The sequence below is a fragment of the Candidatus Tisiphia endosymbiont of Oplodontha viridula genome, assembly GCF_964264865.1.
Lineage (GTDB): Bacteria > Pseudomonadota > Alphaproteobacteria > Rickettsiales > Rickettsiaceae > Tisiphia.
On sequence record NZ_OZ183486.1, the window covers coordinates 1,144,617 to 1,168,367 of the forward strand.

Genomic DNA, 23,751 nt, shown 5'->3' on the forward strand with positions numbered 1-23,751 from the left:
ATCAATATTTAAAGTGCGATATCATTTATACTAGAATGTGGTCGTTGTCCGCTATGCAGCTAACAAGCTTTCGGGTATATATGCTATTAGTGGCTCTTTTATGATAGGTTATTGCGAAGTTGCAGCCTTAAAATGAGTTGTCACCTACTTCATGACTTTAATGATTGGTTGGTTACGTTATTTTTTCTTGTTTTTCATCATAAGCGATTTTGTATAATTGTTGCATACGTTTTACAGCTTGATCATGTCCCGTATGGTTTTTAGTCCTTAATTTTACCATAAACTCAGGGTCAGAATCAAGTTTTTCTATCTCTGACAATGCAGCTTCCCGGCTATTAATTGTAGGTAGCTCTTTACCAGTTACTAACGAGTCGGATTTTAAAGTTTCACCAACCCTAACTAACAAATCTACTAAAGCTGGCGAGTAATTGGAATCTTCAATTAATTCAGCCAGTTCTTTAGTACCGAACCTAGATAAAGCTGCCTGCATCACTGTCATCTTACTGTCAAAACCTTCACCATAAGTGTTTTTCAACCAACCAATATGAGAGTGACGTGTTTGCTCGATAGCATTTTTTTGCTGTTTTTGTAAATCCTGCGAAAAACCATACAGAGAATTAAGTAGCTTCTCACCTTGCCTTTTAGATAGTCCGCTTTGGTAAAACATGTCTTCATAGCGAGCTAGATATTCTTCATCTTCTTTACTTCGTTTATCAGTATATTTCTTATCCTCAGGCAGCCCCATCCTAGAATAAAATTTATGCCACTCTTCATCAGAGCTGTCATCCTTTGGCACAGCAACTCGTTGATTCAAGCTCTTCTCTGCTTCCAAATAGCTCTGAGCTGATGAGACATCCTTGAATTTACCCAGTGACTCAGCTTTACGTATCTCCTCAGGCATATTAGCTAGCCAATCGCTAGCAGAGGAAGTAGGGTTAATTTCATAGTTATTAGCAGTTCCCTCTTTGCTCATCGGCTTACTCTTCTTTTAACTGTTCTATTTTTTCAATAGTTAGTTTTGTATATTTAGCTATTTTTTCTATTGGCTCATTATTAATTAACATTTCTTTTGCCACAACTATAGCTTTTTCTTCAATACCTTCAGCTTTACCTTCTTTAAAATTTTCTGCTAGAGCAAGTTCTTCTGCATCTTCCTGCAATTTGGTTCTAATATATAAGTCATATTCTGCTGGGGTAAGCTTATACCGTTCAATCATATGGTAAGCATCTAATACCTTACTGCTCTTAATATCTTTAGGTGGCTCTGTCTCTTGTGTTGCACATTTGAATAGATGTAACCACTCATCAGCAACACTCATTAATTTCGTTTCTTTAAATTTTCCAAGCTCTATAAATACATAAGAGAGGTCAAATAAATATTGTTTATTAGTAGTAGTCTCAACATTTTTATGAATACTTATATAAGGCACTTCTTTGTCAAATATTCTAGTTTTTACCAATGAAATCACTATTACTGGCAATAAATCCAAGTGAGTTAAACCTTCTATAAGTTGCCCAACATATGAATGGGCAGAATAATATTGTACTCTTTTTAAATAATCACTTTCATTTCTTTTCTGCATTTCGATAATGTACCAGTTTCCTGATTCATCTTTAACTTTTAAATCAAATACACTTCTCCTACCCTTATGAATCCCCGCTAATTCTTCTACTGGAATAAATTCAATTTCCTTAATTCTGTACATTTCAGATAAATCAAGAACGCTATTAAGAAATTCTTTTAAATTCTCCTTATCACGGAAGATTTTCTTAAACAAACTATCATTTGTTGGGTCTAAATATTTTTCCATATCAATTACTCCCTTTTCCTTCAATATTATCAACTCCATCATCTTCTGAGACCTGCGAGCATATATATAGGAACAAAGATCGGTGTCCTTCAAGAAAAGCAGTGTAATCACTTTCTTGTCGAACAAAATTGCTGCGATATATACCACTCATTTGAGCTAAATCCTCTAATATTATTTTACCATCTTCTCCACTAAAAAGCTTGCAATAAATTGATTTTAATTGTTCTTTTGTTCGTAAATTTGATGGGGATGATGATAGTTTCATGTACTCCTTACCCTTGTATCTGTTGTTGCTGTTGTAATTGTTGCATTTGCATCATCTTACGTTGTTGTCTGATTTGTAATACTTCTTGTTCACTCTTGAGGATTGAGCTTGGGGCTTCTCTCAGCTCGAAGAATAGTTTAAAACATTTATCCCAGTTGACATTATCATAAATCTCAGGAAAAAAGTTACTTATACCACTTCTTTGGAAAAAACCTAATACCTGTTCAACGCTGGCTATTGCTGATGTTTTCTGTACCCTAGATAGTGGTGAAACATATCCAATCTCTATCTCAGGCGGGCTATTTGCCCCCTCTAAGATCGGTACTCTATTATATTTGATTAGTGTTTGATATATTGCCATGATTAACGGATTTAACAACTCACTCTCAATTCTTCCAACCATCGGGGACATTAAACGGTATTGTTCTTCCGTTCTAATTTGCACCTCAGTGGCAGTCATTTCTTTGTTTTCTTTCTGCATTCTAAAAATATCAACATAGAATGCCTTAAATATAGCATCGCGGCATTGATTCTGCTCGATTTCAGTTGGCAAGATATTCTCCATACCAGTTAGGGGCATTATTTTATCTGCCATACCATTACGATAGAAATTAACACTACCCGGCGTAGTGTATAGCGGTAAGTAATATCCATCTTTTGGCACTAATAATGGTGGGTCTAGTTGTTTTTGGGCTACTTTTAGGGTAATTTGTCTTAAACTATTGAGTAATTTAATATCAGGTAGCACATGATGAGCCGGAGCATAACCATACACTTCACCTTCTTCTTTTACCCACCGCGTGACAAAAAATGGGAAATAAGAATAGCCTGATTGACTGATAATTTTTTGTTCAGCGAGATAGATGTATTCTGAACTATAGGGCAATAGCGATGAGCTAGATGTTGAAGGACTAGCTGCCTTTATTTTTCTGATTTTGAGCCTGTGGGCTAACTATGTGCAATATTTCTACGGTCTCATCAGGATTCTTGGCTAACCTTTCCTTGAAAGGGGCAAAGTCTACCCATTTCGCTGATGCCGATTTTATTGGCATGCTAAATAGTCGGTACATTGTATTAACAAAACCAAACTTATCCTCTTCAAAATAACATTCCTGTAAATTAATATTACGAAAGAACAGAGTCTGTGCTAATTCTATATCTTCTTCAACATAGAATATTGCAGTACCAAAGGCTGATAAATTCAAAAAAAACTGGTGAATTTGATTATAAAAATTAGAAGCCGGACTGTTGAATATATCCATTAAAGTTTTTTCTAGCATTTGGGCTAACATGTTGCGTTCAGCTGTGGTTAAATATTGCTGTTGCTCATCATTTTCAGCGACTATAGTAAGATTAAACCAGTTCATTGCTGGGTTTACCAGCAAGCTTTGTAAACCTGATGCTAATTGCTCCCTTGACCAAATGGAAGTTGAATCAAATATTACCTTATTGCTTTCAGTTTGCGGACAAACATATTTCTTCAACTCATCCCATATATGATGCCATTTCTCCCGCTTGCTCTTGAGATTGTCAAAATATTCAATCTTTTTGTTTAAATCATTATCAGCCATAAGATGTCACCATATTTGTGTTGTAATTGGTACGTGTTGAGTTTGGGTTTAAATAAGGCTCGCCCAACTTCTTTGACACTTTCTTGAGTTTCTTAATAAACTCGTTATCATATAACACCTCATAGTTATACTTTTTACCGCTAGCTGCCGTCATACTAGGCAAACCAAGGGTTAACCCCTCAATATCCTTAAGAGACACGATTTTGCCAAGAGATTCGTGTAACAGCGGTAAATCTTTTAATTGTGGCACTGACCGCATGCCAAAATGTTCCAAAGCTTGTTTTAGACCACCAAGCTCAGGTATGGCTCTTTTTTCTAATCCTGAAGGACCGTATCTTGCTATTCGCGACAAATCAGCCCCTATATTTGGATCATTGTTGTTAAGATTAATTCTTTCAAAACCAGCAAGTTTACGACTAATATCGGATTTGTTCATATAATGACCAATACCAACAAGCGGAGATAACATTTGGATTCCCGAACCTATCCCAGCAAGTATTGAACCCTCAGCAGCAATCCCTCCTAAGCCTGCCCCAAGTCCAAAAGTTAAAGCTGTTAGCCCCAATCCTTGTGCTAGCCCAGTATCTCTTGCAGATTTTTGATACTTACCAGCTCGCCACTCTAAATCTCTAGCATAGCTATCCAACTGGCTTTGAGCTGCCGCCCCATAACTTTTTAATTGGTTTTGCAGCCCTTCAGCATGCGATTGCTGCCTTGCATAATTAGCAGTGATTTGCTCTTGTCTATTCTGTTCTTGTTTGTATTGTTCAATCATGCTGAGTAATTGTTGTCTAGTATTATCAAAGTTACTAGTCTCCTGCAACAATCGATTTTGCTGTGATTGATAGTTGCTAAGTTGATGTTCAAGATTAGCTTTTTCCCTTGTTAGCTGTTGATGCTCTTTGGTGATGCTATCCATCGAATGGCGTATTTTGCTTTCTGTTTCGCTACGTTGCTTTTTTAACACTTCAACGTCTTGCTGATATTGAGTAATATGGCTACCGGCTTCCTCTTCGGTTAAACCTTTCAAGCTTTCTCTTCGCTGGGCTACTTGATCATACAGGTTTTGAAACTGACCCGGTAATTGTTCTACCTCACTTATTTTCGCATCAAGAGCAGGAGCTTTTTGTGTAAATGCTGCAAAAGCTTGTTTTAGCTGATCAGCTGATGTGACCAAACTAGCTCTTTGTGATTCTATGTTTCTTAAGGCACTATCATATTGTAGAGTATGATAATCTAGTTGGTGTTGCATATCATAGCTTCTCGAGCTAGCTTGATACTGTTGCTCCTCTAGAGAACATAAGACCTGCTGAGCTTGTTGCAACTGCTGCGACAAATTATTGATAGTATTTTGTGGGCGATGTGAGGTTGCTTATGAAATTGTTGAACTATGAAAATAGATTTAACCTGTTGTTCTACCAACAGTAGCCTACTGATACAAGCATTGAAGTGATTCACTGTTTGAAGCTATCAGGACAATGTACTTGGCTCGTAAGAGAGTTAAAACCGTGAGGGAATAACTAGACTGCTAGCATCAAGCGGTTAGAGGCTAGGCTTAAGTGGTATGGTTAATGTATATGAACTACTGATAAATGTCGTGACCATCAAAGAGCCAAAGATGCTGACAGGCTCTGCCCAAAAGGGGAAGTGATTTGGTTATTGTGTTACAAAATCGCAATACGTAGACTAAACGATCACCGGCAGACAGGTAGAACCTAACCCATTTACTGTTACATAAGCAAAACACAGTAAGCCTGTATCTCTTCCCTTTAGGGAAGGTGAATCGTAAGAGGAGCTGATAGAGGTGCAGGTAGAGGAAAGACGGAGAAAGCAAATGCTGTTTTGTAATGAAGCAGATAGGGATTGAAACATTATTCCACGCGAAAGCGGGCAGACTTCCGTTGTGGTCTCTTATTACGAGAGAATTTGATGAAACTTTTAAAGGAGGAAAGCAAATGGTGGTTGTAAGTCAAATTACAGCTAGTGCGTCTACTGATAATGATAGGAATTGACACAATATTAATTGGTGTCAATGCAATAAAGTTGTTAAAAGTCATCAAATGCGTATCGTAAAGGCAACGAAGGAAGGTAGATGGGGTAAGGTTAAAGCCTTACAACGCTTACTAACCCACTCTTTTAGCGGGAAAGCTATTGCTGTGAGAAGAGTGATTGAGAATCGAGGAAAAAGAACTGCTGGGGTAGACGGAGAAATCTGGAACACTCCAGAACTTAAATCTCAAGCAATTACTAACTTGAGGCAACATGGTTATAACCCAGCTTCTCTTAGAAGGATTTATATACCTAAAGCAAATGGACAACGTAGACCTTTAAGTATACCTACTATGAAAGATAGAGCCATGCAAGCTTTATATAAGTTGGCGTTAGAACCAGTTGCGGAGATAACAGCCGATAGGCATTCTTATGGTTTTAGACCGGAGCGCTCAACTGCAGATGCAATACATCAATGTTATATTGTACTATCTACAGGAAAATCTGCTCAATGGATATTGGAAGCTGATATTAAGGGGTGCTTTGATAATATTAGTCATCAATGGCTTCTTGATAACATCCCAATGGACAAAACTATATTAAAGAAGTGGCTAAAAGCTGGATATATGGAAGCTGGTAATATCTATCCTACTGAAACTGGCACTCCGCAAGGGGGCATAGCATCGCCATTACTTGCAAACATGGCACTGGATGGGTTAGGTAAATTATTAGCTAAAAAGTTTCCGATAAAAATATCCTCAAGAAAGCCAACTCATAAGATTAACTATATAAGATACGCAGATGATTTTGTTATCACAGGCAGATCTAAAGAGCAATTAGAAAATCTTGTTTTGCCGATAGTTGAACAATTCTTGCAAGAGCGAGGACTTGAACTATCAAAAGCTAAAACTAGAATTACTCATATTGATCAAGGCTTTGATTTTTTGGGGCAGAATGTACGCAAATATAATGGCAAATTCCTTACTAAGCCATCTAAAACTAGCTTACAAACTGTCATAAGAAAAATAAGAAAAGTGGCTAAAGATAACAAGATGATTAAACAAGTTCTATTGATTACTATGCTCAATCCCATTATCAGAGGTTGGACATTGTACCATAGACATATAGTTGCTAAAGAGAGTTTTAGTAAATTAAGGCATGAGATATTTAAGATTTTATGGCGATGGGCTAAACGTAGGCATCCAAATAAGAGTAGTAGTTGGGTTAAACATAAATATTTTAAACTTATAAATGGCGATACTTGGAGGTTTGCTTGTGAAGGTGTCAAACCAAAATCAGGTGAAAAACCAGTAATCTATAAGTTAGTTGACCCAGCTAAACTTCCTATTAAGCGACATGTAAAGATTTTATCTGAAGCTAATCCATATGATAAAGAATGGGATGGTTATTTTGAGAAAAGATTAGGACATAAAATGTATAACTCTTTAGCAGGAGACCAGACATTGCAAAAATTATGGAATAAGCAAGAAGGTAAATGTCCGAATTGTAAGCAAGTAATAACTCTAGAAACTGACTGGGATATACATCATATCATTCCAAAGTCTAAAGGTGGAGATAATAGGAATTCTAATTTAATGATGCTTCACATTAATTGTCATAAACAAGTTCATAATCCGAGATTCAAATAAAATTCTTTATGCACAGATGTTGAAGCTGGTTCTAAAGAAATTGGGCTTAAAGAGGCTTGAGCCGTATGACGGGAAACTGTCATGTACGGTTCTTAGGGGACAGAGAAAATGGTAACATTTTCTCTATTACCCGACTCTTCACTCGCATAACTACTATAACGATCTCGTGACTCATTATAGAGACGCTTCTGTCTTGATGTATCAGCTCCAGTAATGTACCTGTTCCTAGATGCACCAACCGCTAAAGCACCAAGTCCTAGTAAACCTAATATTGGCCACATATATTACTTTGCCTTAATTATTTATTAATTACCATTATCTATTATTGCATCATCAATTCTTGCTTCTTCTGCTCCATCATCTTTCCAACGCATTGTAATCATTCATTACTTTACGATATTGTAATATATTATATTGCGATTGTTGTTGCTCATTACCAGTTTTAACATCCATGGCAAGATAACAAAAGCTCTCGGTTATATCAGTTGCTCTAGATGAATTAGAATGCACTCCTCTTTTTGTAGCATCAAACTCGAAAAGTCCGTTAATGCCACGTTGACATTTTTCGGCATCTATTCGGCACGTGCCTAGCAAATTTCTTGCTTTAGTTATCATCTCTTCTCGCAAATATTTCCTGCCAATAGCAAAGGGTGAGAAGGCCACTTTCTCTGCTACCTCATTAGCTTGTTGTAATCTTGTATCCAAAGTTGGCATTTGTCTTCGACTCATATCATGGGGCAATACGTTACGTCCATATTGATAGGGTCTAGTTCTTAAATGATTCAAGTAAAACTCTAAATCCTTACCCCTGTTCATATAAAAGTCAATAATATCGATAGAATCTTTTTTTTCTTGAACAAACCAAATAACCGTATAATCAACAATTCCTATATCCCAGTAAGTATGAACCTGATAGGCTGGGTCATATGGCACATAGCCAATACGCCCCTGACTTTCAGCTAGTCGTAACTGTTCAACAAAAGTACCACCTTGATCAGCTCTCTTGTAACGATAAGCAGCAAAGTCACAATAAAACTCTCTTTGAATCTCTTCGTTACTCATGTCGACTGAAGTCAACTTGTTTTTATCAACTAATGGCTGCCCCTCATGATCAGTAGTATCTTCAATAGTTTTTATTTGGCAAAATACTTCCGGACTATCTTGGTATTTCCGGTATAATTCTTCACCATGTACAAGTTTTGGATTATCAGAAGGGGTATACAAATAAAGCAACCAGCCATTATTACGAATTACCATCGGCTCTATAACACAACTCATAGCTCGTGGATCATGATAGGAATATTCCGAAATAACTGCTCCTTTAATACCACTACCCCTGATAGTGGCATAACGATCGCTACCAACAAACTGAATCACTGAACCATTTTTAAATAATATCCGTTGCTTATATTGCTGACTACGAGCAATAATCCCTTTAGGAATAAATGACATATAAGGATGCCCCGATAATGTCATACCATCCCATATGCTCATTTTAGCTTGATTATAGGTAGGATAGACATACCAATAAATGCCAACTTCTCGAATAGCACTAGCAGTGATCCAGTTAATACCCATAATATCCTTACCAGCTCTTCTATGCCAAATGGCTATAGCTTTCTTACCACCCGAGTATAAATATCTCCACAAAGGCAACTGAAATGGATAGGGTGACCAATCCACCGGAAATTTAAGACTTTTAGAAGCAGAGCTAGAAAGCTCTTTGCTGGCTTTAGCTTTACTAATAGTTTTCATCACTTTGGTCTTACTGTCCTTTGGCAAGTGCATATTCTGCTTCATACGATTCTATTTCAAAATTAGTTACATCTATCATCTTTGCTATTTCTCGGGCTTTTGCTGCCTGCTCAGCTTCATCACTATTTTTCCTATGGTAACTAGCATCATGCTTCCTTGTTTGATATTTTTGCGAATTGGCTTTAAGATATTCCAGCAAAGACTTAGAGCAATATTTTTTCTTAGTAGCTATTGCCTGATTATCCTTGTTATAAGTCACTTCCTCATAACCGTTAATTGCCCTATCATATAACACCCCTTCTGCTCTATCTACCGCAATGGCTAAAGCTAAATTGACGCATTTGGTTAAATATTTATCGCTATTAATAACTCGGTGCAACCTAAGTGGTGAAATACAATCAGCCTTCTTAGCTGCAATAACGATGTTACCATGTTCACAAAGATATAATAGGAAATTAGAGATATCATCTATTGAACCAAACTTACTAATGGTACTAGATGATATCTTTGCTAAATATTTTTCAAACAAACCATAATTTTTGATCATGTACATCTCTTTAAAAATTCCTTATAATTCCCTTTATTATACCTGATTTTCAGGTTTTTTGCCAATTAATTAATTGAAAATATCCCCCTTATATTTTGCAGTGTATCACAACTAAAAATTGCTGTCAACATTTTATTTTCTATTTTTTATATTGTTATTAAATTTTTTTTTTAAGATATAAAAAATTGACAAAAGTGGAAATTTTTTATAACAAGTGATTAATTACCTAAAAAAAATTTTTCGCGTGACGCCCCCTATACCCCATTTTGCATAGCTACCACCCCCCGGGTGATTCCGCGAACAATTTTTGCCAAAAAATGTAAAAAAGTGACAAAATTTGCTAAAAATCTTGGCAAAATAGCTATAGATGGTGAATTTAGTGTAACCCCATCTTCTTCATAAGAAGATAGTGATGTATCCACAAGGTGCATTACTCTCATCTTCTCTAAGTTCAAATAACCTTCTGTAGTGTTTTTATAGTGTTTTCAACCCTAATTAAATAATTCTTGATTATTATTAACTTATTTGTAATCATTTTTTTCTCGCTTAATACAATTAGTTTCATCAACTTAACTACCAATTCAAACTTTCGTTTGTTATTGCAATAATACCTTAAAATTTCGCAAATACAGACTCGTACAATAGTGTTATTTGTTTTTAACATACCCACCTTTAGCTAAAAATTAAAATCCTCTTATAAACATATTTAAAATAGCTTTAAGTGCTATTTGCTATAGCTTACAGTCTAGCCATGCTATCAACTTTCATTAACTCAAAAGTATAATTTTGGCTATGGCACGCATCTTCCAAAGCTCTCCTGTAATTACTCCTAATCCAATGCTCAATAAAGGCAGTAGCTGGTTTGAGAATAAGCTTATTGCAGGTCGTATCTTCTTCAACTGCTTCTAACTTGCTAAACCAAGCTTTGTCCAAGTTCTCACCGTATAACTTTAACAAATATTTCCTTACTTTATACCATACTGACTCTGGATTTAGTCCACTTAGCTCTAAATGATAATCCGATACCTCTCTTTTGTTGGTAATACGCAATTGCTGAACATCTTTGCCATATACCTCTTGCACTGTCTTGAGCAATGTGCATTTGTCAGTTTCTGACAAAGAGATATCCGCTAGATCAATCTTGTATTCATCGTCACATACTCCAAAAAAACTGCACCTCTTCAGTAATTGATAAGCAGTACTAGGCTGATGCTCAAAAGCTTCAACAATCTTGCGTTGCAACTGATTCAGTGGTTTAACGCCCTTACTATCTCTTATTTTTTGCAAATAAGCCTTTCTTGTCTTAGTCTTAGTAGCATTGTTCAGATCGAAGTTAAAGTTTGGGTTATTTACCTTAGCTGGTGGACGCATTTCATGAATCAAAGTTTTTTTCATGTAATTCAGTACTGCTTGCTTGCAGGGAAAGAGACGATTAGGAGAGTCCACGCTATGTTTAATCAACAGCTTGTTGACGTAACTCAATTCGTAATTACGACCTGTTTTCCTTTTTAGCCAATCAGCATCTTCTCCGCTCAATGGGTAAAACATCTCTAGCTTCCTAGGTGAATACCAGCCTTTAGCCTGTTTGGTAATATCACTGAGCCACCTAGGCAATTTCCCACTAGCTTCTTGCTCTTCGCTATTTCCTGAAGATTCCCCTGTTGAATCGGAATCTGAATCGCAGTCTGACTCGTCATCAGTTGGAGCTGCCTCAGAGGAATTGCAGGGTGATGCTTCATTTACTGAGCTTACCGTTACCTCCGTAGGTAAATTAACGCTTTGCTCCTCAGTTGACTCAACTTCTGACAGATTTTGTTCACCTGAACTTACCGTTATCTCCGGCAATGAATCAAAGCTTTGCTCCGTAGTTGACTCAACTTCTGACAAACTTTGTTCACCTCTTTTTGCCGTTACCTCAAGCGGAAAATTAATGTTTTGTTCCTCAGTTGATTCAGGCTCTGACACGGTTTGTCCACAGACTTGCCCACAATTTTCTTGATTTTTTCCATATCTAGATATTATAGATATATTATATATAGATGCGTTTTTTTGAAAATTTTTTACAGTTGGGTGGTAATTTTTTTCCGGTTGAATTGAAATTTTTTGCGGGTTAGGCTGAATATTTTGCCATAAGCTGTAATTTATTTCAGGTTGACCTGAAATTTTTTGTTGATTAGGGTCACAATTATTTTTACGAAGATTTATAAATTTTTTAACTAGTTTGACACATAAAATATTAGGACATTTAACATTATGTTTAACTATTGTAGTTGAATAAATATCAATAAAACCACTGTCTTTTAATTCTACTAGACATTGCCTTACCCGTCTTTGACAAACTCCAAGCTCTTGTTGAAAAAAATGATAGCCTTCTTGTAATTCATCCGAATTTCTATAATTACCAGTTTTTATGCAAGAAACTATCAAAGATAGAAGTTGACGAGAAGTTTTACTTAATTGTTTACCACAATTATTGGTAAGATTTCGCCACTCAGGCGGGACAAAATTACCGACTATATTATAGAAAATAGCGTCAGGATTTTCAATTAAGTTGTCGGAAAAAATTAACGATTCTGTCATATTTCCTCCCCGTGAAAAACGGTTAAAAATAGACTATTTTGTATGTCAAATTTGGGGAGTTTTGCTAAAAAAACACTATAAAAACAGTATAGAAATTTTTTGAGAGAATCATAAGATTGCTGAAACGATAATATATATACGGGTTGGAAGGAAATTTTTAAAACACACCCTACGTTCCTGGCTAGAATATCAGAAAAATGCATTCTTAAAGCAGTTTTGCGACTCAACTTCGAGAGAGAAAAGAGCTTGAAAATGAGTCGCATAAGTGGCAAACTGCTGTATTAAATGCAGCATAAATATGTTGAAATCACTAAATATATTACAGTTTTACAAGTTCTGTACTGTCTGCAGTAGTGCCTTTTAAGGGCAAATCAAACTCCATGGCGAAAGTGGATTTTTCATCATTAGTGAAACAGCCTTCTGAGACTAATGTACGTTTCCAAATTTCAAGAAACATTTCAGGTGAGCAAGCTTCTTTAATATCTTGTAAATAAGTACGTTTTTCAAGAAAATTCAAAACCGGGAAGAAGCTCGAGCTATCTAATAAAACATGTTTAGGCAGACCTCTATAACTATCTACGGTAACCTGCTGCAACTCTTTATCAGAATAAAGATGCCATAATTCAGGCATTAATATGGTTTCTTCTTGATAAAAATGCAGAAGATTGTTAGACAAAAACTTATCATATAAGGAGCAGATATGGCAGCCCTGTATAACCCGTTCTTCATCATTCACTGTTTTTATCGCATTTTCAAAAATCCCCTGAAACTCCATCAGCTCATTTTCTTGGTCGTAATGTACTTGTTCAACATGCTTATGCACGGTTGATCCTTTTTCATTAAACAATGGGGTAAAATATTTTTCTTCTTTTTGTGCATGCATTTTTAGATCAAATGCAATATTATTAAAAGAATCTTTAATACCAATTACAGCTGCTATTTTTCGAAAATCTGTTTTACCTAGCTCCTCTCCGAACTGGTACAGCTTCTTACGAATGAACTTATGTACACTTCTATACAAATCATATCTTAGCATTTGATTATATTCCTTAACTAAATTAGAGGATTAGATTGATCATAGGTTTGAAAAATAACGCGATAGCATTTCTGTATTTGCATATTAATAATTTTTATGAATGTTAATTATCTGCATCATAACATATTATTTAAATGTTATCACTACCTATATTACTGTTTCGCCTATTATTAATTTATTACATCGATAGTTGAGGTTATGTTATAATCTTCTGAAATCATCTAATTCTAATTAGGTATAGCTTGTTTAAGAAAATACTAAAAATAAAATTTGTTTTTGTAACTATTACATTGATTTTGCTGATCAGCGGAATCAATTTTTGTATATTTTACTTATTTGTACCTGGTTTACTTGCAGAAAGTAAAACTCTAATAATTAAGCCTAAATTGTCGATTGATCAAATTACCACGATATTAAATGATAACAAAATCATTAAATATCCTTATTTATTTGCATTTCTTACAAAAATATATTCATTAAAACATCCTATAAAAAGTGGGGAATATACTTTTACTCAAAATATTTCTCCAATGCAAACTTTAAAAATATTGTCCAGTGGCAAATCGATTATTCATAAAATGATTATACCTGAGGGTATGCTTGTACATGAAATAATACAAAAGATTAATAATGAAGAACGCTTAATTGGTAAGATTCTAGGAACAATTCCTGAAGGATTTTTAATGCCATCTACTTATTTTTTTTCATATGGTGATCAAAAAGAGCAGATCATTGATAAAATGCGAAAATTAATGTCCCTGCATCTTGACAAAGTCATGGAAAAATTATCACCCAATTCCCCATTAAAAACCCGTCTTGACGTCTTAATTTTAGCGTCCATTGTGGAGAAGGAAGCTAGCTTAGACGCAGAAAAACCTTTGATTGCTGCTGTATTTCTAAATCGCCTTACCAAACATATGAAATTGCAAGCAGATCCAACGACGATTTATGCTATAACACTTGGGCAATATAAACTAGCAAGGCGATTAACTAAAAAAGACTTAGCTATCCAATCACCCTATAATACATATTATGTCTTTAATTTACCACCTGGAGCTATTTCTTGCCCTGGAATAAAATCTTTAGAAGCTGTAGTAAATCCTGCTAAAATTGATTCATTATATTTTGTTGTTAACATTATGGGAGGGCATAATTTTTCCAATAACCTTAACGATCACAATAAGTACGTTGAGATGTATCGCAAAAGTTTAAAGGAGCATTAAGTATGGACAATACTGAATTTGCCAAATTGGCTGAAAAAACAATATCTTTAATTGCCGATACAATTGAGGCAGAAGATAAGAATTGTCTTATCGATATTGATTTTCAAGGTGATATTCTAACCCTAACTACTAACCAAGGAGTATTTGTTATTAACAAACACTCAGCTGCTAAAGAAATTTGGTTATCTTCACCGATTAGTGGTCCTTACCATTTTTATTATGTTGCTGGTAAATGGAAATCAAAATCCTCTGATGATCTAATTGTTATTTTAGAGCAGGAGTTAAAAATTAATATGCTAAATTATATCTATTAGTTGTAGCTATTAGTTGTTATCTTAGATTTAAGGAATAATGTCTAAGATTCATGATGTTATATTATTGTACTCTTTACTTAATTCTCTAACTGTCCAAATCCATATGATACAGATTATACCAAAGACTACCATTAAATAGATAGAGATGGATTGAAAAGTTGCAGAAGGCATAATAATAAATATTAAAGATTGGAGAAATGCACTTGTTGACTTTCCAAGCTTAGTGCCGATTATGTCGGCAGCTGCCTTACCTTTTGTTTTAAGTTCAGTATCTAAAGGAACATATGACATTTCTTTAGTAGAATCAAATAAAGTATACTTACTTGATTTACTTAACACATTATTGATCAGTCCCATTGTAATAGCAATCAAAGAAGGGTCGGTTAACATAAAGCTAACCACAATTAAGGCAGCAAATCCATCAAAGTCGGATACTGCAAAAAATAACATACCAGTTACAAAAACCATTATTGGCGTTATAATTGCTGCTGTAAACCAACCCAACCTTCTTACAATATTAGAACCAAGAATAACAAATAGAATAGTAAATATGCCAGTAATACTTAGATAGTTGCCAACAAAAGCAGCGAATTCAGTTGGCGTTTTATAAATTTTTGCAGCTGATGCCTTCCAAGGTCCTTCAACTAGATTTATAGCTATGCCATAGCAAATAAGTAGTGTAGCAATTAGTCTAATATATCTTGAAGCGATAATCATTTTAAAACTTTCCACAAGAGTTATTGATTGCTTCTTGACCGAAAATTTCAGTTGTTCTACCTGATCTTTAGCTAATATTTTATGGTTTAACATCCAAAAAGTTGCCACTGCTATTATACCAAGAACAAGTACACAGACTAAGATAATTTGTACTGAAAGTTCTGTATTTGTATGTTTTAAGTCAAAATTTCTAATTAAATATTGATTTAAATAAGCTAAATTTTCTAAAAACTTGCCTGATATGTAAATACCTGTTTGTGCCAAGAGTCCAAATAAAGGATAAAATCTTTTCGATTGTTCTACCGAAGTGACATTATTAACAAACTGCCAAAAGAGTAATGCAAACATCACACCTGGCCATAATTCTGCTATAATATAGAATAGGGAAAAACTCCAATTAGATAAAAGTAATATAAACCACTTCAAATTAGGATAAGACTTTATTAAAATGCTTGCATGCTCACTACTCAAATGAAATATTGTATGATTAGGAAAAATATAAAAAGCAAATAAGGCAAAAAATATTAGAAAAATTGACAGTATAAGGTAGAAGATATTTTCACCTTTCATGTTATTTACTAATTTTACATAGATCATCATGACTAGAAATGAAGAAGGAAGAACACCCCAAAATTTGAGAAATGATACAGTTTCAGTACCAATCATAGTATTAACAAGGCTGTCTTTTAAGGCTCTGATAATGTTTTGTATAAACAAAATACAAAACATCAATAATGTTATATATAGAAATTTGGATAATTCATGTCTTTCAACAGGCCAAATATATTCTAATAATTTATTTGTTAATTTTGAGGGTGAGGATGTATTGTGAGTTATAGAAAAATACGAAAGAATTCTAGAAATGACTGCCATATAAGGCCTAACCTACTTATTTATTGGCTAGGGCTACATATTAAAGCTTATTGTCTTTAGTGTCAAGAAGAATAAGCACGAATTTGAGCAGGGTAATTAAAAATTATAATCAATAGTTGATATAAACATAAGTTTTGCCGCTCATGATATCATTCTTATACTAAAAACGGGAATCCATAATATCTAATAGCCTTTGCAGGTTATTTTTTGGATTCCCGCTTTTAGCTAGGAATGATCGTTTTTGCCTAAAACCTTCTAGAATTAGATATACGTGACTACGGCTCATCCATGCTACTTTCAAGAAATAATTCTTGAAAGCAGCGAAGAATTGATACTAATATTAGACCTCTTGCAGAATTCGCTTCTGCTAGGGAATTTGTAGGAGGACCGGAACGCAGAACCGCAGCGTACTCAACGTACGTGAGGATTCGAGTCTAGTCCCGACGCACAAATTACCAGCAGAAGTAGAATTATGCAAGAGGTCTTTATTTTTATTACTATTCTACCTGCGTTGTTGTATTACCTGCTAAAGATATATCTTGAATCTCTTCTAGTGGCATTGTTATTATTGACAAGTTAGTATCTACTGAGTAATCAACATGTTCGTTCTTACTATCAGAACTTTTACATACTTCTGTTGGGTGATTAACGTTTTTTTTCTTACTGCCAAAACTTTTATATGCTTTGCATGCAGCAATCCCAACAAAACCTATAATAACACAACCAGTAGCTGTGCTACCTATGCTTAACATTATTGTCCCACTATAGTCAATTGATGAGAAGTTGGTGACGTCGTCACTCGTCGCTTGCCTATTACATATAGGCGTCGCTCTATCGCTCCTAGCACCAAATCCTCCTGAATTGACTATATCCTGATTGTGAGAAGTTGATTTTTCAGGAGTATTATGTTTAGGAGTAGTAGTATTTTCTAATGTATAACCAGCATTTGTGTAACCCTCACTTATTGCACGTTTTGCAATATAATGTGCTGACAGATTATCTTTATCATCTATCGAGTTAGGACGAATCATAGAAAGAGTTGTCAATAACAGCATATCTTTATCTGTATATAACTTAAGAGGCTCTACTTCTTTAGAAAGAGGTTTATCTTGTTTTGAAAAATTATATTTTCGGAAATGATTAGCCCAGTCTCCCTGATTATGTTTGTTACGTCCCATATTCTTCCTCCTTGTACATTAACAAATTTGTTGCATTCAACTACTTTACATAAAATATCGATTAATATCAAATGAAATTATTATATTTAATAGCTAATATTCTAAATATAATAATATATTAAAAATTATGATATTATTTGCTGTTAAAAAGATTATTTCAGTATCTTTATGATTGACTAAATAGGATTATTATAGTGTATATTAAATTTTGCTAGATTTCACGTTTAGCAAAAAATATATAAAAACATTTTAGGAGCATATGATGATAAAAAAAAATAGATTAATTACTACTATAATAGGATTACTATTACTAATTTCAAATAGCTTAGCAAGTACAACAACTGCAAAATCAAATGCCAATAAAACTAATATTAGTAGTAGTGGCACTAATGATGAATTACAAAAAATTGAGAATGATTTCAAGTCTTATGCTGCGGGAATTTCAGCAGAACTAAGAGAAGAAATAACAAAATATAGAATAGAAGTGGCTAAAATTAATAGCCAAAAACGTGAATTATATAAAAAAATCTCACAAGAAGCTCAAAATTATCTTGCCAAAGAACGAGACTATAAAAAAAGAATACTATCCTTAAGCAAAAATTCAGATAAAAACCAAGAGGATACTAGCTCTATTGAGAAAAAATCTGACAAAAAAGATTTGCCTAAATAATGCTTTATGAACAATTTCAGCAGAATATTGAAAAGCTAGTTGATAGACCTCACCTTAGGTCTATCGCATTGGCTATTTCAGGTGGTTCTGATTCCATAGCCCTTTTAATGTTAACACATAAATGGGCTAGCACTAATAGTATTAAGCTAGTAGTGATGTTAGTTAATCATCATTTACGAGAGCAGGCTAAGTTGGAGCATGAGTATGTACGAGACTTAAGCCATAAATTGGGACATAGATATCACCAGCTTCATTTCGATCACCAAAATAATTTTTCTAATTTACAAGCAAGGGCTAGAGAAGGTCGTTATAAATTAATGACTGATTTATGTAGCAAATTAGATATATTGACAATTTTAACAGCACATCACTTGGATGATTATATTGAAAATTATTGTCTGAGATTAGAAAAAAAAAGTAGTCTATTTGGACTTAGTGCTAGCAATATTAATTGGTATAATAATGTTAAAATAGTGAGACCATTGTTTAACATTCCGAAACAACAGTTAATTGCATATTTAGTTACCAATAATATAAAATGGTTTGAAGATGAATCTAATAAATCTGATAAATATCAACGAAATATCATTAGAAAAAAGCTATCCCTAGAAGGAGAATATATAAAGAATCAAATAACTTCTCAACAATCTAGAATTAACCAAGTAGTAGAAGAGAAATGGCAACCGGAATTGATTGCTTGCATCGCAGAATCAGTAAAAATTTATGATTTTGGTTTTGCTACTGTAAATTTATTAAAGTTTGCAGAATTTTCTAGTGCAATAACACTACAGGTAATCAGTTTTGTACTTATCATTATTAGCGGTAAAAACCGCACTAGTAGATCAGGCTCAATAAGTATGATAACAGAACTATTACAACAAAAAATAGACTTTATTAAGACACTCCATGGTTGCGTGATTAAAAAAATTAGTAATAATCTAATAATTTACCGAGAATTTGGTAGGAATTTACCTATAGATATTAGGCTTAATAATGTAGATGCATGGGATGGTAGATTTCATTTCTATATCAATAGACCTCTTTTAGAATTCGCTCTAGCTCAGGAATTTGCAGGAGATCCGGAACGCAGAACCACATCATACTCAAACGTATGTGAGGATTCGAGTCTAGCCCCGACGTCCAAATTACCAGCAGGAGTAGAATTATACAAGAGGTCTAATAATTCAGGCTATTTGATCAGTAACCTAACGATCAAGGATTATAGTAAAATAAGGCAAGATTTAGATTTTAAAATACTGAAAGACGCAAGTTTTAACAATCATATAGCTATTTTATTCACCCTACCAGTAGTCAAGATACTTGAAAAAGTTATAGCCATACCCCATATATCGTATTATAATGACCAAGGTTTGAGGAGAAGTCTTAGTGTTTCTTTCTCTCCCAATTTTATATCGCGTTTTACGCATTTCTGTTAGGTGAGTCATAGATGAATAATCAAGGTAAGAATGTTCTAATTTGGGTGTCGGTTTTTGTTTTAATGATACTTGTTTTTCATGCATTTCAAAATGATGGTTTTATTGGAGGAAAAAGTAATATCGCTTTTTCAGATTTTTTAAGCAAAATTGATGAGAAAGCAATTAGTGCTGTTAAAATTCAGGGTAGAATGATTGAGGGGACTCTCAGCGATGGATCTTCTTTTTCAACTTATGCTGCTGACTATCCAGATCTAATAAATCGCCTAAACAGCAATTCGGTTCATATTGAAATAATACCACCTGATACAAAAATGAACTTGTTGTTTAACATATTTGTTTCGTGGTTTCCAATGATTCTTTTGATAGGTGGGTGGGTATTTTTCATGCGTCAAATGCAAGGTGGAGGAAAAGCCATGGGTTTTGGTAAATCTAAAGCTAAACTAGTTTCAGATAAAGGTCCGAAAATTACTTTTAAAGATGTTGCTGGAATTAACGAAGCTAAAGAAGAGTTAACTGAAATTGTTGATTTCCTTAGAGACCCAAGCAAATTCCAAAAACTTGGTGGTAAAATTCCAAAGGGATGTTTACTTATAGGATCACCTGGAACAGGTAAAACTCTCCTAGCAAAAGCTATAGCCGGCGAGGCAAATGTCCCATTCTTTAGTATCTCTGGCTCTGATTTTGTTGAAATGTTCGTTGGAGTTGGTGCTAGCCGTGTCCGTGATATGTTCGAACAAGGTAAACGTAATGCTCCTTGCATAATTTTTATTGACGAAATAGATGCAGTAGGTCGCCACAGAGGTATTGGTATGGGTGGTGGCAACGATGAACGTGAACAAACACTAAATCAAATGCTGGTAGAAATGGATGGGTTTGAGGATAATGAAGGGGTAGTTATCATTGCTGCAACTAACAGACCGGATGTATTGGATTCAGCATTGCTAAGACCTGGAAGATTTGATCGCCAAATTACTGTTCCTAATCCAGATATTGATGGTAGAGAACAAATTTTACAAGTACATTTGAAGAAAATAAAATGTGCCTCAAATATAGTCGCTAGAATCATAGCTAGAGGAACTCCTGGATCTTCAGGAGCAGATCTTGCTAATCTTGTCAATGAATCTGCATTAATTGCTGCTCGCAAGGGCAAAAAAGAAGTAAGTATGGCAGATTTAGAAGAGGCAAAAGATAAAGTGTTAATGGGCGTGGAAAGACGTTCTATGGTTATGTCAGATGAGCAGAAAAAACTAACTGCTTATCATGAGGGAGGGCATGCATTGGTTGGGTTGTATTGTCCTGCTTCTGATCCAATTCACAAAGCAACTATTATTCCAAGGGGTAGGTCACTTGGAATGGTTATGCGGCTTCCTGAAAATGATCGTTTTTCTATGCCACGTGATAAAATGGAAGCTGATATAGCGGTAGCAATGGCTGGCAGGGTAGCTGAGGAGCTTATTTTTGGCAGAGATAAAGTTACTTCTGGGGCTTCTTCAGATATTAAAATGGCAACCCAAATGGCTAGAGCTATGGTAACGGACTGGGGATTAAGTGATGCAATAGGACCAGTATATCATGGTTCGAGTAATGAAGATCTATATACTAGTGGTAGGGGAGCAGGTCATACTTCTGTACATACAGCAGAATTAATTGATACAGAAGTAAGAAAAATTATTGAAAAAGGTTATGATTTTGCCAAAAATATATTAACTACACATATTGATCAACTTCATTTGTTAGCTAAATTATTGATTGAACATGAGACATTGTCTGGTCAGCAGATTAAAAACTTGCTGAGTGATAGATCAATGAATTCAGAAGAGGAAAATTTATTTCCAATAAAAAATGATTATGGTGGTACTGTAAAAGTTAAGAAACTAAATCAGAAAAGGACAGCAGGATAATTGAAAAGTCGTGGCTACGGTAGGCAATGTGCTTGATGTCACCCCTGCGAAAGGAAAGTAGGGGTCTAAAAAAGTCTAAATAGCTTAAAAGGACAGTTTCTTATATCCCGCTACCTACGCAGGGACAACATTGTGAGTAACTACAACTGTAGTATTAGATATTAATGAATTCCCGTCTACGCGGGAATGACATCTTTTCACCATTGATTACAACTTTTAAATTGCTCTGAAATATAGTTAGAATTTTAGATAAGGAATAAACATGGCAGAACTTAGATTACCACCTAATTCTAAAGTCCGTAAAGGTACTACATATAAATATTCTGGAGAAGCGGTTAAGTTACGTAATATCAGAATTTATAGATATGACCCAAATTCTGAAGAAAACCCTAGAATTGATATTTATGAGTTAGATCTATGCAAAACAGGTCCAATGGTTCTAGATGCCTTAATTAAAATAAAAAATGAAATAGATTCTACCTTGACTTTTAGGCGTTCTTGTCGTGAAGGAATTTGTGGTAGCTGTGCGATGAATATAGATGGAACTAACACACTTGCCTGCATTAAGTCTATTGAAGAAATTCGTGGTGATGTCAAGATATATCCTCTACCGCACATGAAGGTAGTAAAAGATTTAGTACCTGATATGTCGCATTTCTATGCTCAATATGAATCGATAGAACCTTGGCTAAAAACTGACAGTCCGCCACCTTCCAATACTGAAAGATTGCAGTCTCTTAAGGATAGAGAAAAACTGGATGGTTTATATGAATGCATATTATGTGCGTGTTGTTCCACCTCTTGCCCAAGTTATTGGTGGAATGGTGATAAATATTTAGGACCTGCGATTTTACTACAAGCCTATCGGTGGATTGCTGATTCTAGGGATGAGTATACAGGAGAGCGTTTAGATGCTTTAGAAGATCCATTTAAATTATATCGTTGTCATACGATTATGAACTGTACAAAAACTTGTCCGAAAGGTTTAAATCCAGCTAAAGCTATTGCAGAGATAAAAAGCCAAATAATAGAACGTCACGGAGTGTAAAGCGAATAGACTTACTTAATTCACCTTACGTATAGCATTTAAAAATTGCAGAAAAGTACAAGACGTCTATTAGCGAGACCACGTGAGTGTAGTAGCAATCCACATTCATTAGATTGCTTCGTCGCCACAAAGTGGCTTCTCGCTAATAGACACTAGGCTGTTTTTCCTATGACTTTTAAATTGCCATGGGGGTTATACGTAAAGGTGAGTTACTTAACCTAAGTTCGATATAGCATTAGTGTATACTCTTCTGCTTTGAAGAATTGTTTTTTGAAAATATCATGGATTCGCATGCGTAACTATACTATATGTACGCCTAGCATGCTCACCATTTATTTTCAAATCCAATTCTTTAAAGCATTTATAGATAAAAATCACTCTACATGATAATTTTTAATAAAATCAAACTTATAATTTTTTTTATGCAAAAGATCAACTAACTGACTTAAATTTTCTTTGCCATTAAATTGGTCTTGAAACATTTCATCATGCATAAGTAAAATTAATTTATTAGGTAAGGCAGTATCATTTCTGTTAAATTTATCTTCTATCTCTTGCACTAATTCATCTAAAGATTGAATTGGCTTGCCATGTTGATTATGCACCCATTCTAAATCCCAGCCATATAGATAGAAGCCGTTTTTATATATTCCATCATCATCTATTCTTTCTACTTTATCTTCTTCTTTTGAAATATATGGATCATCTTTACTTAGGTTGGGGAGACGGAATACATCTCTACCTGGTAGTCTAGTATTGATATGTGAACCAGTAAAACCAAAAACAGTATTATTTTTTTTAAGATCCTTAATTACATCCGGAAGCTGATGATAAAAATTCCTATAGTGGTTATTAGCGTGAGTATAGCTGTGATTTCCTATTTCAATAAAAGGGTTTTTTTTAGCTAGATCAACAGCTTTCTTTAGGCTAGGACTCGAATTATCATAATGTAATCCTACCATGAACATGGTAATAGGAGTCTTTTTTTGGGTCATGACATTAATAACATTTTCGGTTCCTCCAAGAGGCCCATCATCTGATGTTATATAAATTGTTTTATTTGTATCTGCACATAATGCATAAGGTAGATTTACTATAGCTACGAAACAATAGATTAGGAAGATTTTGGTTATTCTCATAAAAATATACCTGAGATTATATGGTTAAGTAGGTTGCTTTTACCGTAAC

At 34.5% G+C, this 23,751-nt stretch carries 23 protein-coding genes; 8 read left to right on the plus strand and 15 right to left on the minus strand.

Annotated features, from left to right (window positions below; translation table 11 throughout):
* Positions 1-172: 172 nt before the first annotated feature.
* Genes ACFEL1_RS05530 through ACFEL1_RS05555 form a run of 6 tightly spaced genes read right to left on the minus strand, consistent with a single transcriptional unit; the run spans position 173 to position 4,899 of the window.
* Positions 173-973: a hypothetical protein gene (locus tag ACFEL1_RS05530; protein WP_375330757.1), complete on the minus strand. Its 801-nt coding sequence runs from the start codon at positions 971-973 to the stop codon at positions 173-175.
* 4 nt (positions 974-977) lie between these two features.
* Positions 978-1,811: an Rpn family recombination-promoting nuclease/putative transposase gene (locus tag ACFEL1_RS05535; RefSeq protein ID WP_375330758.1), complete on the minus strand. Its 834-nt coding sequence runs from the start codon at positions 1,809-1,811 to the stop codon at positions 978-980.
* Between the two features lies 1 nt (position 1,812).
* Positions 1,813-2,076 (minus strand): hypothetical protein, encoded by a 264-nt coding sequence (locus ACFEL1_RS05540; RefSeq protein ID WP_375330759.1) that lies wholly within the window; start codon positions 2,074-2,076, stop codon positions 1,813-1,815.
* 7 nt (positions 2,077-2,083) lie between these two features.
* A complete protein-coding gene (locus ACFEL1_RS05545) occupies positions 2,084-2,962 on the minus strand; it encodes a portal protein (RefSeq protein WP_375330760.1) in 879 nt (292 codons plus the stop codon).
* 25 nt (positions 2,963-2,987) lie between these two features.
* The gene (locus ACFEL1_RS05550; RefSeq protein ID WP_375330761.1) at positions 2,988-3,647 is read right to left on the minus strand and encodes a portal protein; all 660 of its coding nucleotides are present in this window, start codon (positions 3,645-3,647) and stop codon (positions 2,988-2,990) included.
* Positions 3,640-4,899 (minus strand): hypothetical protein, encoded by a 1,260-nt coding sequence (locus ACFEL1_RS05555; protein ID WP_375330762.1) that lies wholly within the window; start codon positions 4,897-4,899, stop codon positions 3,640-3,642. Before ACFEL1_RS05555 ends, ACFEL1_RS05550 begins: the two co-directional genes overlap by 8 nt.
* Before the next feature lie 595 nt (positions 4,900-5,494).
* Between ACFEL1_RS05555 and ACFEL1_RS05560 the strand changes: the two genes are divergently transcribed.
* A complete protein-coding gene (locus tag ACFEL1_RS05560) occupies positions 5,495-5,659 on the plus strand; it encodes a hypothetical protein (protein WP_375330763.1) in 165 nt (54 codons plus the stop codon).
* Between the two features lie 6 nt (positions 5,660-5,665).
* Positions 5,666-7,285 (plus strand): group II intron reverse transcriptase/maturase, encoded by a 1,620-nt coding sequence (ltrA, locus tag ACFEL1_RS05565; RefSeq protein ID WP_410521702.1) that lies wholly within the window; start codon positions 5,666-5,668, stop codon positions 7,283-7,285.
* 92 nt (positions 7,286-7,377) lie between these two features.
* On the opposite strand, the gene ACFEL1_RS05570 is transcribed toward ltrA, so the two are convergent.
* The 6 genes from ACFEL1_RS05570 to ACFEL1_RS05595 all read right to left on the minus strand — a co-directional run bounded on the left by ACFEL1_RS05570 (position 7,378) and on the right by ACFEL1_RS05595 (position 13,203).
* Complete coding sequence (locus ACFEL1_RS05570) at positions 7,378-7,566, minus strand: hypothetical protein (RefSeq protein WP_375330765.1); 189 nt, start codon at positions 7,564-7,566, stop codon at positions 7,378-7,380.
* A gap of 76 nt (positions 7,567-7,642) precedes the next feature.
* Positions 7,643-9,085 carry a hypothetical protein gene (locus tag ACFEL1_RS05575; RefSeq protein WP_375330766.1) on the minus strand — a complete coding sequence of 481 codons (1,443 nt, stop codon included), beginning with the start codon at positions 9,083-9,085 and terminating at the stop codon, positions 7,643-7,645.
* On the minus strand, positions 9,051-9,587 hold the full coding sequence (locus tag ACFEL1_RS05580) for a hypothetical protein (RefSeq protein ID WP_375330767.1): 537 nt from the start codon (positions 9,585-9,587) through the stop codon (positions 9,051-9,053). Before ACFEL1_RS05580 ends, ACFEL1_RS05575 begins: the two co-directional genes overlap by 35 nt.
* A 254-nt stretch (positions 9,588-9,841) precedes the next feature.
* Positions 9,842-10,042 carry a hypothetical protein gene (locus tag ACFEL1_RS05585; RefSeq protein ID WP_375330768.1) on the minus strand — a complete coding sequence of 67 codons (201 nt, stop codon included), beginning with the start codon at positions 10,040-10,042 and terminating at the stop codon, positions 9,842-9,844.
* A 283-nt stretch (positions 10,043-10,325) separates the two neighbouring features.
* A complete protein-coding gene (locus ACFEL1_RS05590; RefSeq protein WP_375330769.1) occupies positions 10,326-12,167 on the minus strand; it encodes a DnaA N-terminal domain-containing protein in 1,842 nt (613 codons plus the stop codon).
* Between the two features lie 319 nt (positions 12,168-12,486).
* The gene (locus tag ACFEL1_RS05595) at positions 12,487-13,203 is read right to left on the minus strand and encodes a hemerythrin domain-containing protein (protein ID WP_375330770.1); all 717 of its coding nucleotides are present in this window, start codon (positions 13,201-13,203) and stop codon (positions 12,487-12,489) included.
* 254 nt (positions 13,204-13,457) lie between these two features.
* Here ACFEL1_RS05595 and mltG point away from each other — a divergent pair, with 254 nt between their 5' ends.
* Positions 13,458-14,426, plus strand: coding sequence for an endolytic transglycosylase MltG (mltG, locus tag ACFEL1_RS05600; protein WP_375331559.1), 969 nt, complete (start codon positions 13,458-13,460; stop codon positions 14,424-14,426).
* A gap of 2 nt (positions 14,427-14,428) precedes the next feature.
* Positions 14,429-14,740: an iron donor protein CyaY gene (gene cyaY, locus ACFEL1_RS05605; RefSeq protein WP_341761779.1), complete on the plus strand. Its 312-nt coding sequence runs from the start codon at positions 14,429-14,431 to the stop codon at positions 14,738-14,740.
* 48 nt (positions 14,741-14,788) lie between these two features.
* On the opposite strand, the gene ACFEL1_RS05610 is transcribed toward cyaY, so the two are convergent.
* Together ACFEL1_RS05610 and ACFEL1_RS05615 are read right to left on the minus strand one after the other, a co-directional pair.
* On the minus strand, positions 14,789-16,330 hold the full coding sequence (locus ACFEL1_RS05610; RefSeq protein WP_375330771.1) for an Npt1/Npt2 family nucleotide transporter: 1,542 nt from the start codon (positions 16,328-16,330) through the stop codon (positions 14,789-14,791).
* 497 nt (positions 16,331-16,827) lie between these two features.
* Positions 16,828-17,508 (minus strand): palindromic element RPE2 domain-containing protein, encoded by a 681-nt coding sequence (locus tag ACFEL1_RS05615; RefSeq protein WP_375330772.1) that lies wholly within the window; start codon positions 17,506-17,508, stop codon positions 16,828-16,830.
* Positions 17,509-17,770: 262 nt separating this feature from the next.
* Between ACFEL1_RS05615 and ACFEL1_RS05620 the strand changes: the two genes are divergently transcribed.
* From ACFEL1_RS05620 to ACFEL1_RS05635, 4 genes are all read left to right on the plus strand, one after another.
* Positions 17,771-18,178, plus strand: coding sequence for a hypothetical protein (locus tag ACFEL1_RS05620; RefSeq protein ID WP_375330773.1), 408 nt, complete (start codon positions 17,771-17,773; stop codon positions 18,176-18,178).
* A complete protein-coding gene (tilS, locus tag ACFEL1_RS05625) occupies positions 18,178-19,614 on the plus strand; it encodes a tRNA lysidine(34) synthetase TilS (RefSeq protein WP_375330774.1) in 1,437 nt (478 codons plus the stop codon). The genes ACFEL1_RS05620 and tilS overlap by 1 nt, the downstream gene beginning before the upstream one ends.
* 11 nt (positions 19,615-19,625) lie before the next feature.
* On the plus strand, positions 19,626-21,515 hold the full coding sequence (gene ftsH, locus ACFEL1_RS05630; protein WP_341761775.1) for an ATP-dependent zinc metalloprotease FtsH: 1,890 nt from the start codon (positions 19,626-19,628) through the stop codon (positions 21,513-21,515).
* 262 nt (positions 21,516-21,777) lie between these two features.
* Positions 21,778-22,563: a succinate dehydrogenase iron-sulfur subunit gene (locus ACFEL1_RS05635; protein ID WP_342279025.1), complete on the plus strand. Its 786-nt coding sequence runs from the start codon at positions 21,778-21,780 to the stop codon at positions 22,561-22,563.
* A gap of 374 nt (positions 22,564-22,937) precedes the next feature.
* Here the strand turns inward: ACFEL1_RS05635 and ACFEL1_RS05640 are convergent, their stop codons facing one another.
* On the minus strand, positions 22,938-23,702 hold the full coding sequence (locus ACFEL1_RS05640) for a polysaccharide deacetylase family protein (RefSeq protein ID WP_341761773.1): 765 nt from the start codon (positions 23,700-23,702) through the stop codon (positions 22,938-22,940).
* Positions 23,703-23,751 lie beyond the last annotated feature (49 nt).

Bases quoted from the DNA above. Each gene is read 5' to 3' on its own strand.
- ACFEL1_RS05615 (WP_375330772.1), bottom strand. From the start codon at position 17,508: ATGGGACGTAACAAACATAATCAGGGAGACTGGGCTAATCATTTCCGA.
- ACFEL1_RS05635 (WP_342279025.1), top strand. From the start codon at position 21,778: ATGGCAGAACTTAGATTACCACCTAATTCTAAAGTCCGTAAAGGTACT.
- ACFEL1_RS05610 (WP_375330771.1), bottom strand. From the start codon at position 16,330: ATGGCAGTCATTTCTAGAATTCTTTCGTATTTTTCTATAACTCACAAT.
- ACFEL1_RS05560 (WP_375330763.1), top strand. From the start codon at position 5,495: ATGAAGCAGATAGGGATTGAAACATTATTCCACGCGAAAGCGGGCAGA.
- cyaY (WP_341761779.1), top strand. From the start codon at position 14,429: ATGGACAATACTGAATTTGCCAAATTGGCTGAAAAAACAATATCTTTA.
- ACFEL1_RS05550 (WP_375330761.1), bottom strand. From the start codon at position 3,647: ATGGCTGATAATGATTTAAACAAAAAGATTGAATATTTTGACAATCTC.
- ACFEL1_RS05595 (WP_375330770.1), bottom strand. From the start codon at position 13,203: ATGCTAAGATATGATTTGTATAGAAGTGTACATAAGTTCATTCGTAAG.
- ACFEL1_RS05535 (WP_375330758.1), bottom strand. From the start codon at position 1,811: ATGGAAAAATATTTAGACCCAACAAATGATAGTTTGTTTAAGAAAATC.
- ACFEL1_RS05580 (WP_375330767.1), bottom strand. From the start codon at position 9,587: ATGATCAAAAATTATGGTTTGTTTGAAAAATATTTAGCAAAGATATCA.
- ACFEL1_RS05620 (WP_375330773.1), top strand. From the start codon at position 17,771: ATGATAAAAAAAAATAGATTAATTACTACTATAATAGGATTACTATTA.
- ACFEL1_RS05570 (WP_375330765.1), bottom strand. From the start codon at position 7,566: ATGTGGCCAATATTAGGTTTACTAGGACTTGGTGCTTTAGCGGTTGGT.
- ACFEL1_RS05590 (WP_375330769.1), bottom strand. From the start codon at position 12,167: ATGACAGAATCGTTAATTTTTTCCGACAACTTAATTGAAAATCCTGAC.
- ACFEL1_RS05555 (WP_375330762.1), bottom strand. From the start codon at position 4,899: ATGCAACACCAACTAGATTATCATACTCTACAATATGATAGTGCCTTA.
- ftsH (WP_341761775.1), top strand. From the start codon at position 19,626: ATGAATAATCAAGGTAAGAATGTTCTAATTTGGGTGTCGGTTTTTGTT.
- tilS (WP_375330774.1), top strand. From the start codon at position 18,178: ATGCTTTATGAACAATTTCAGCAGAATATTGAAAAGCTAGTTGATAGA.
- ACFEL1_RS05540 (WP_375330759.1), bottom strand. From the start codon at position 2,076: ATGAAACTATCATCATCCCCATCAAATTTACGAACAAAAGAACAATTA.
- ACFEL1_RS05640 (WP_341761773.1), bottom strand. From the start codon at position 23,702: ATGAGAATAACCAAAATCTTCCTAATCTATTGTTTCGTAGCTATAGTA.
- ACFEL1_RS05530 (WP_375330757.1), bottom strand. From the start codon at position 973: ATGAGCAAAGAGGGAACTGCTAATAACTATGAAATTAACCCTACTTCC.
- ACFEL1_RS05575 (WP_375330766.1), bottom strand. From the start codon at position 9,085: ATGAAGCAGAATATGCACTTGCCAAAGGACAGTAAGACCAAAGTGATG.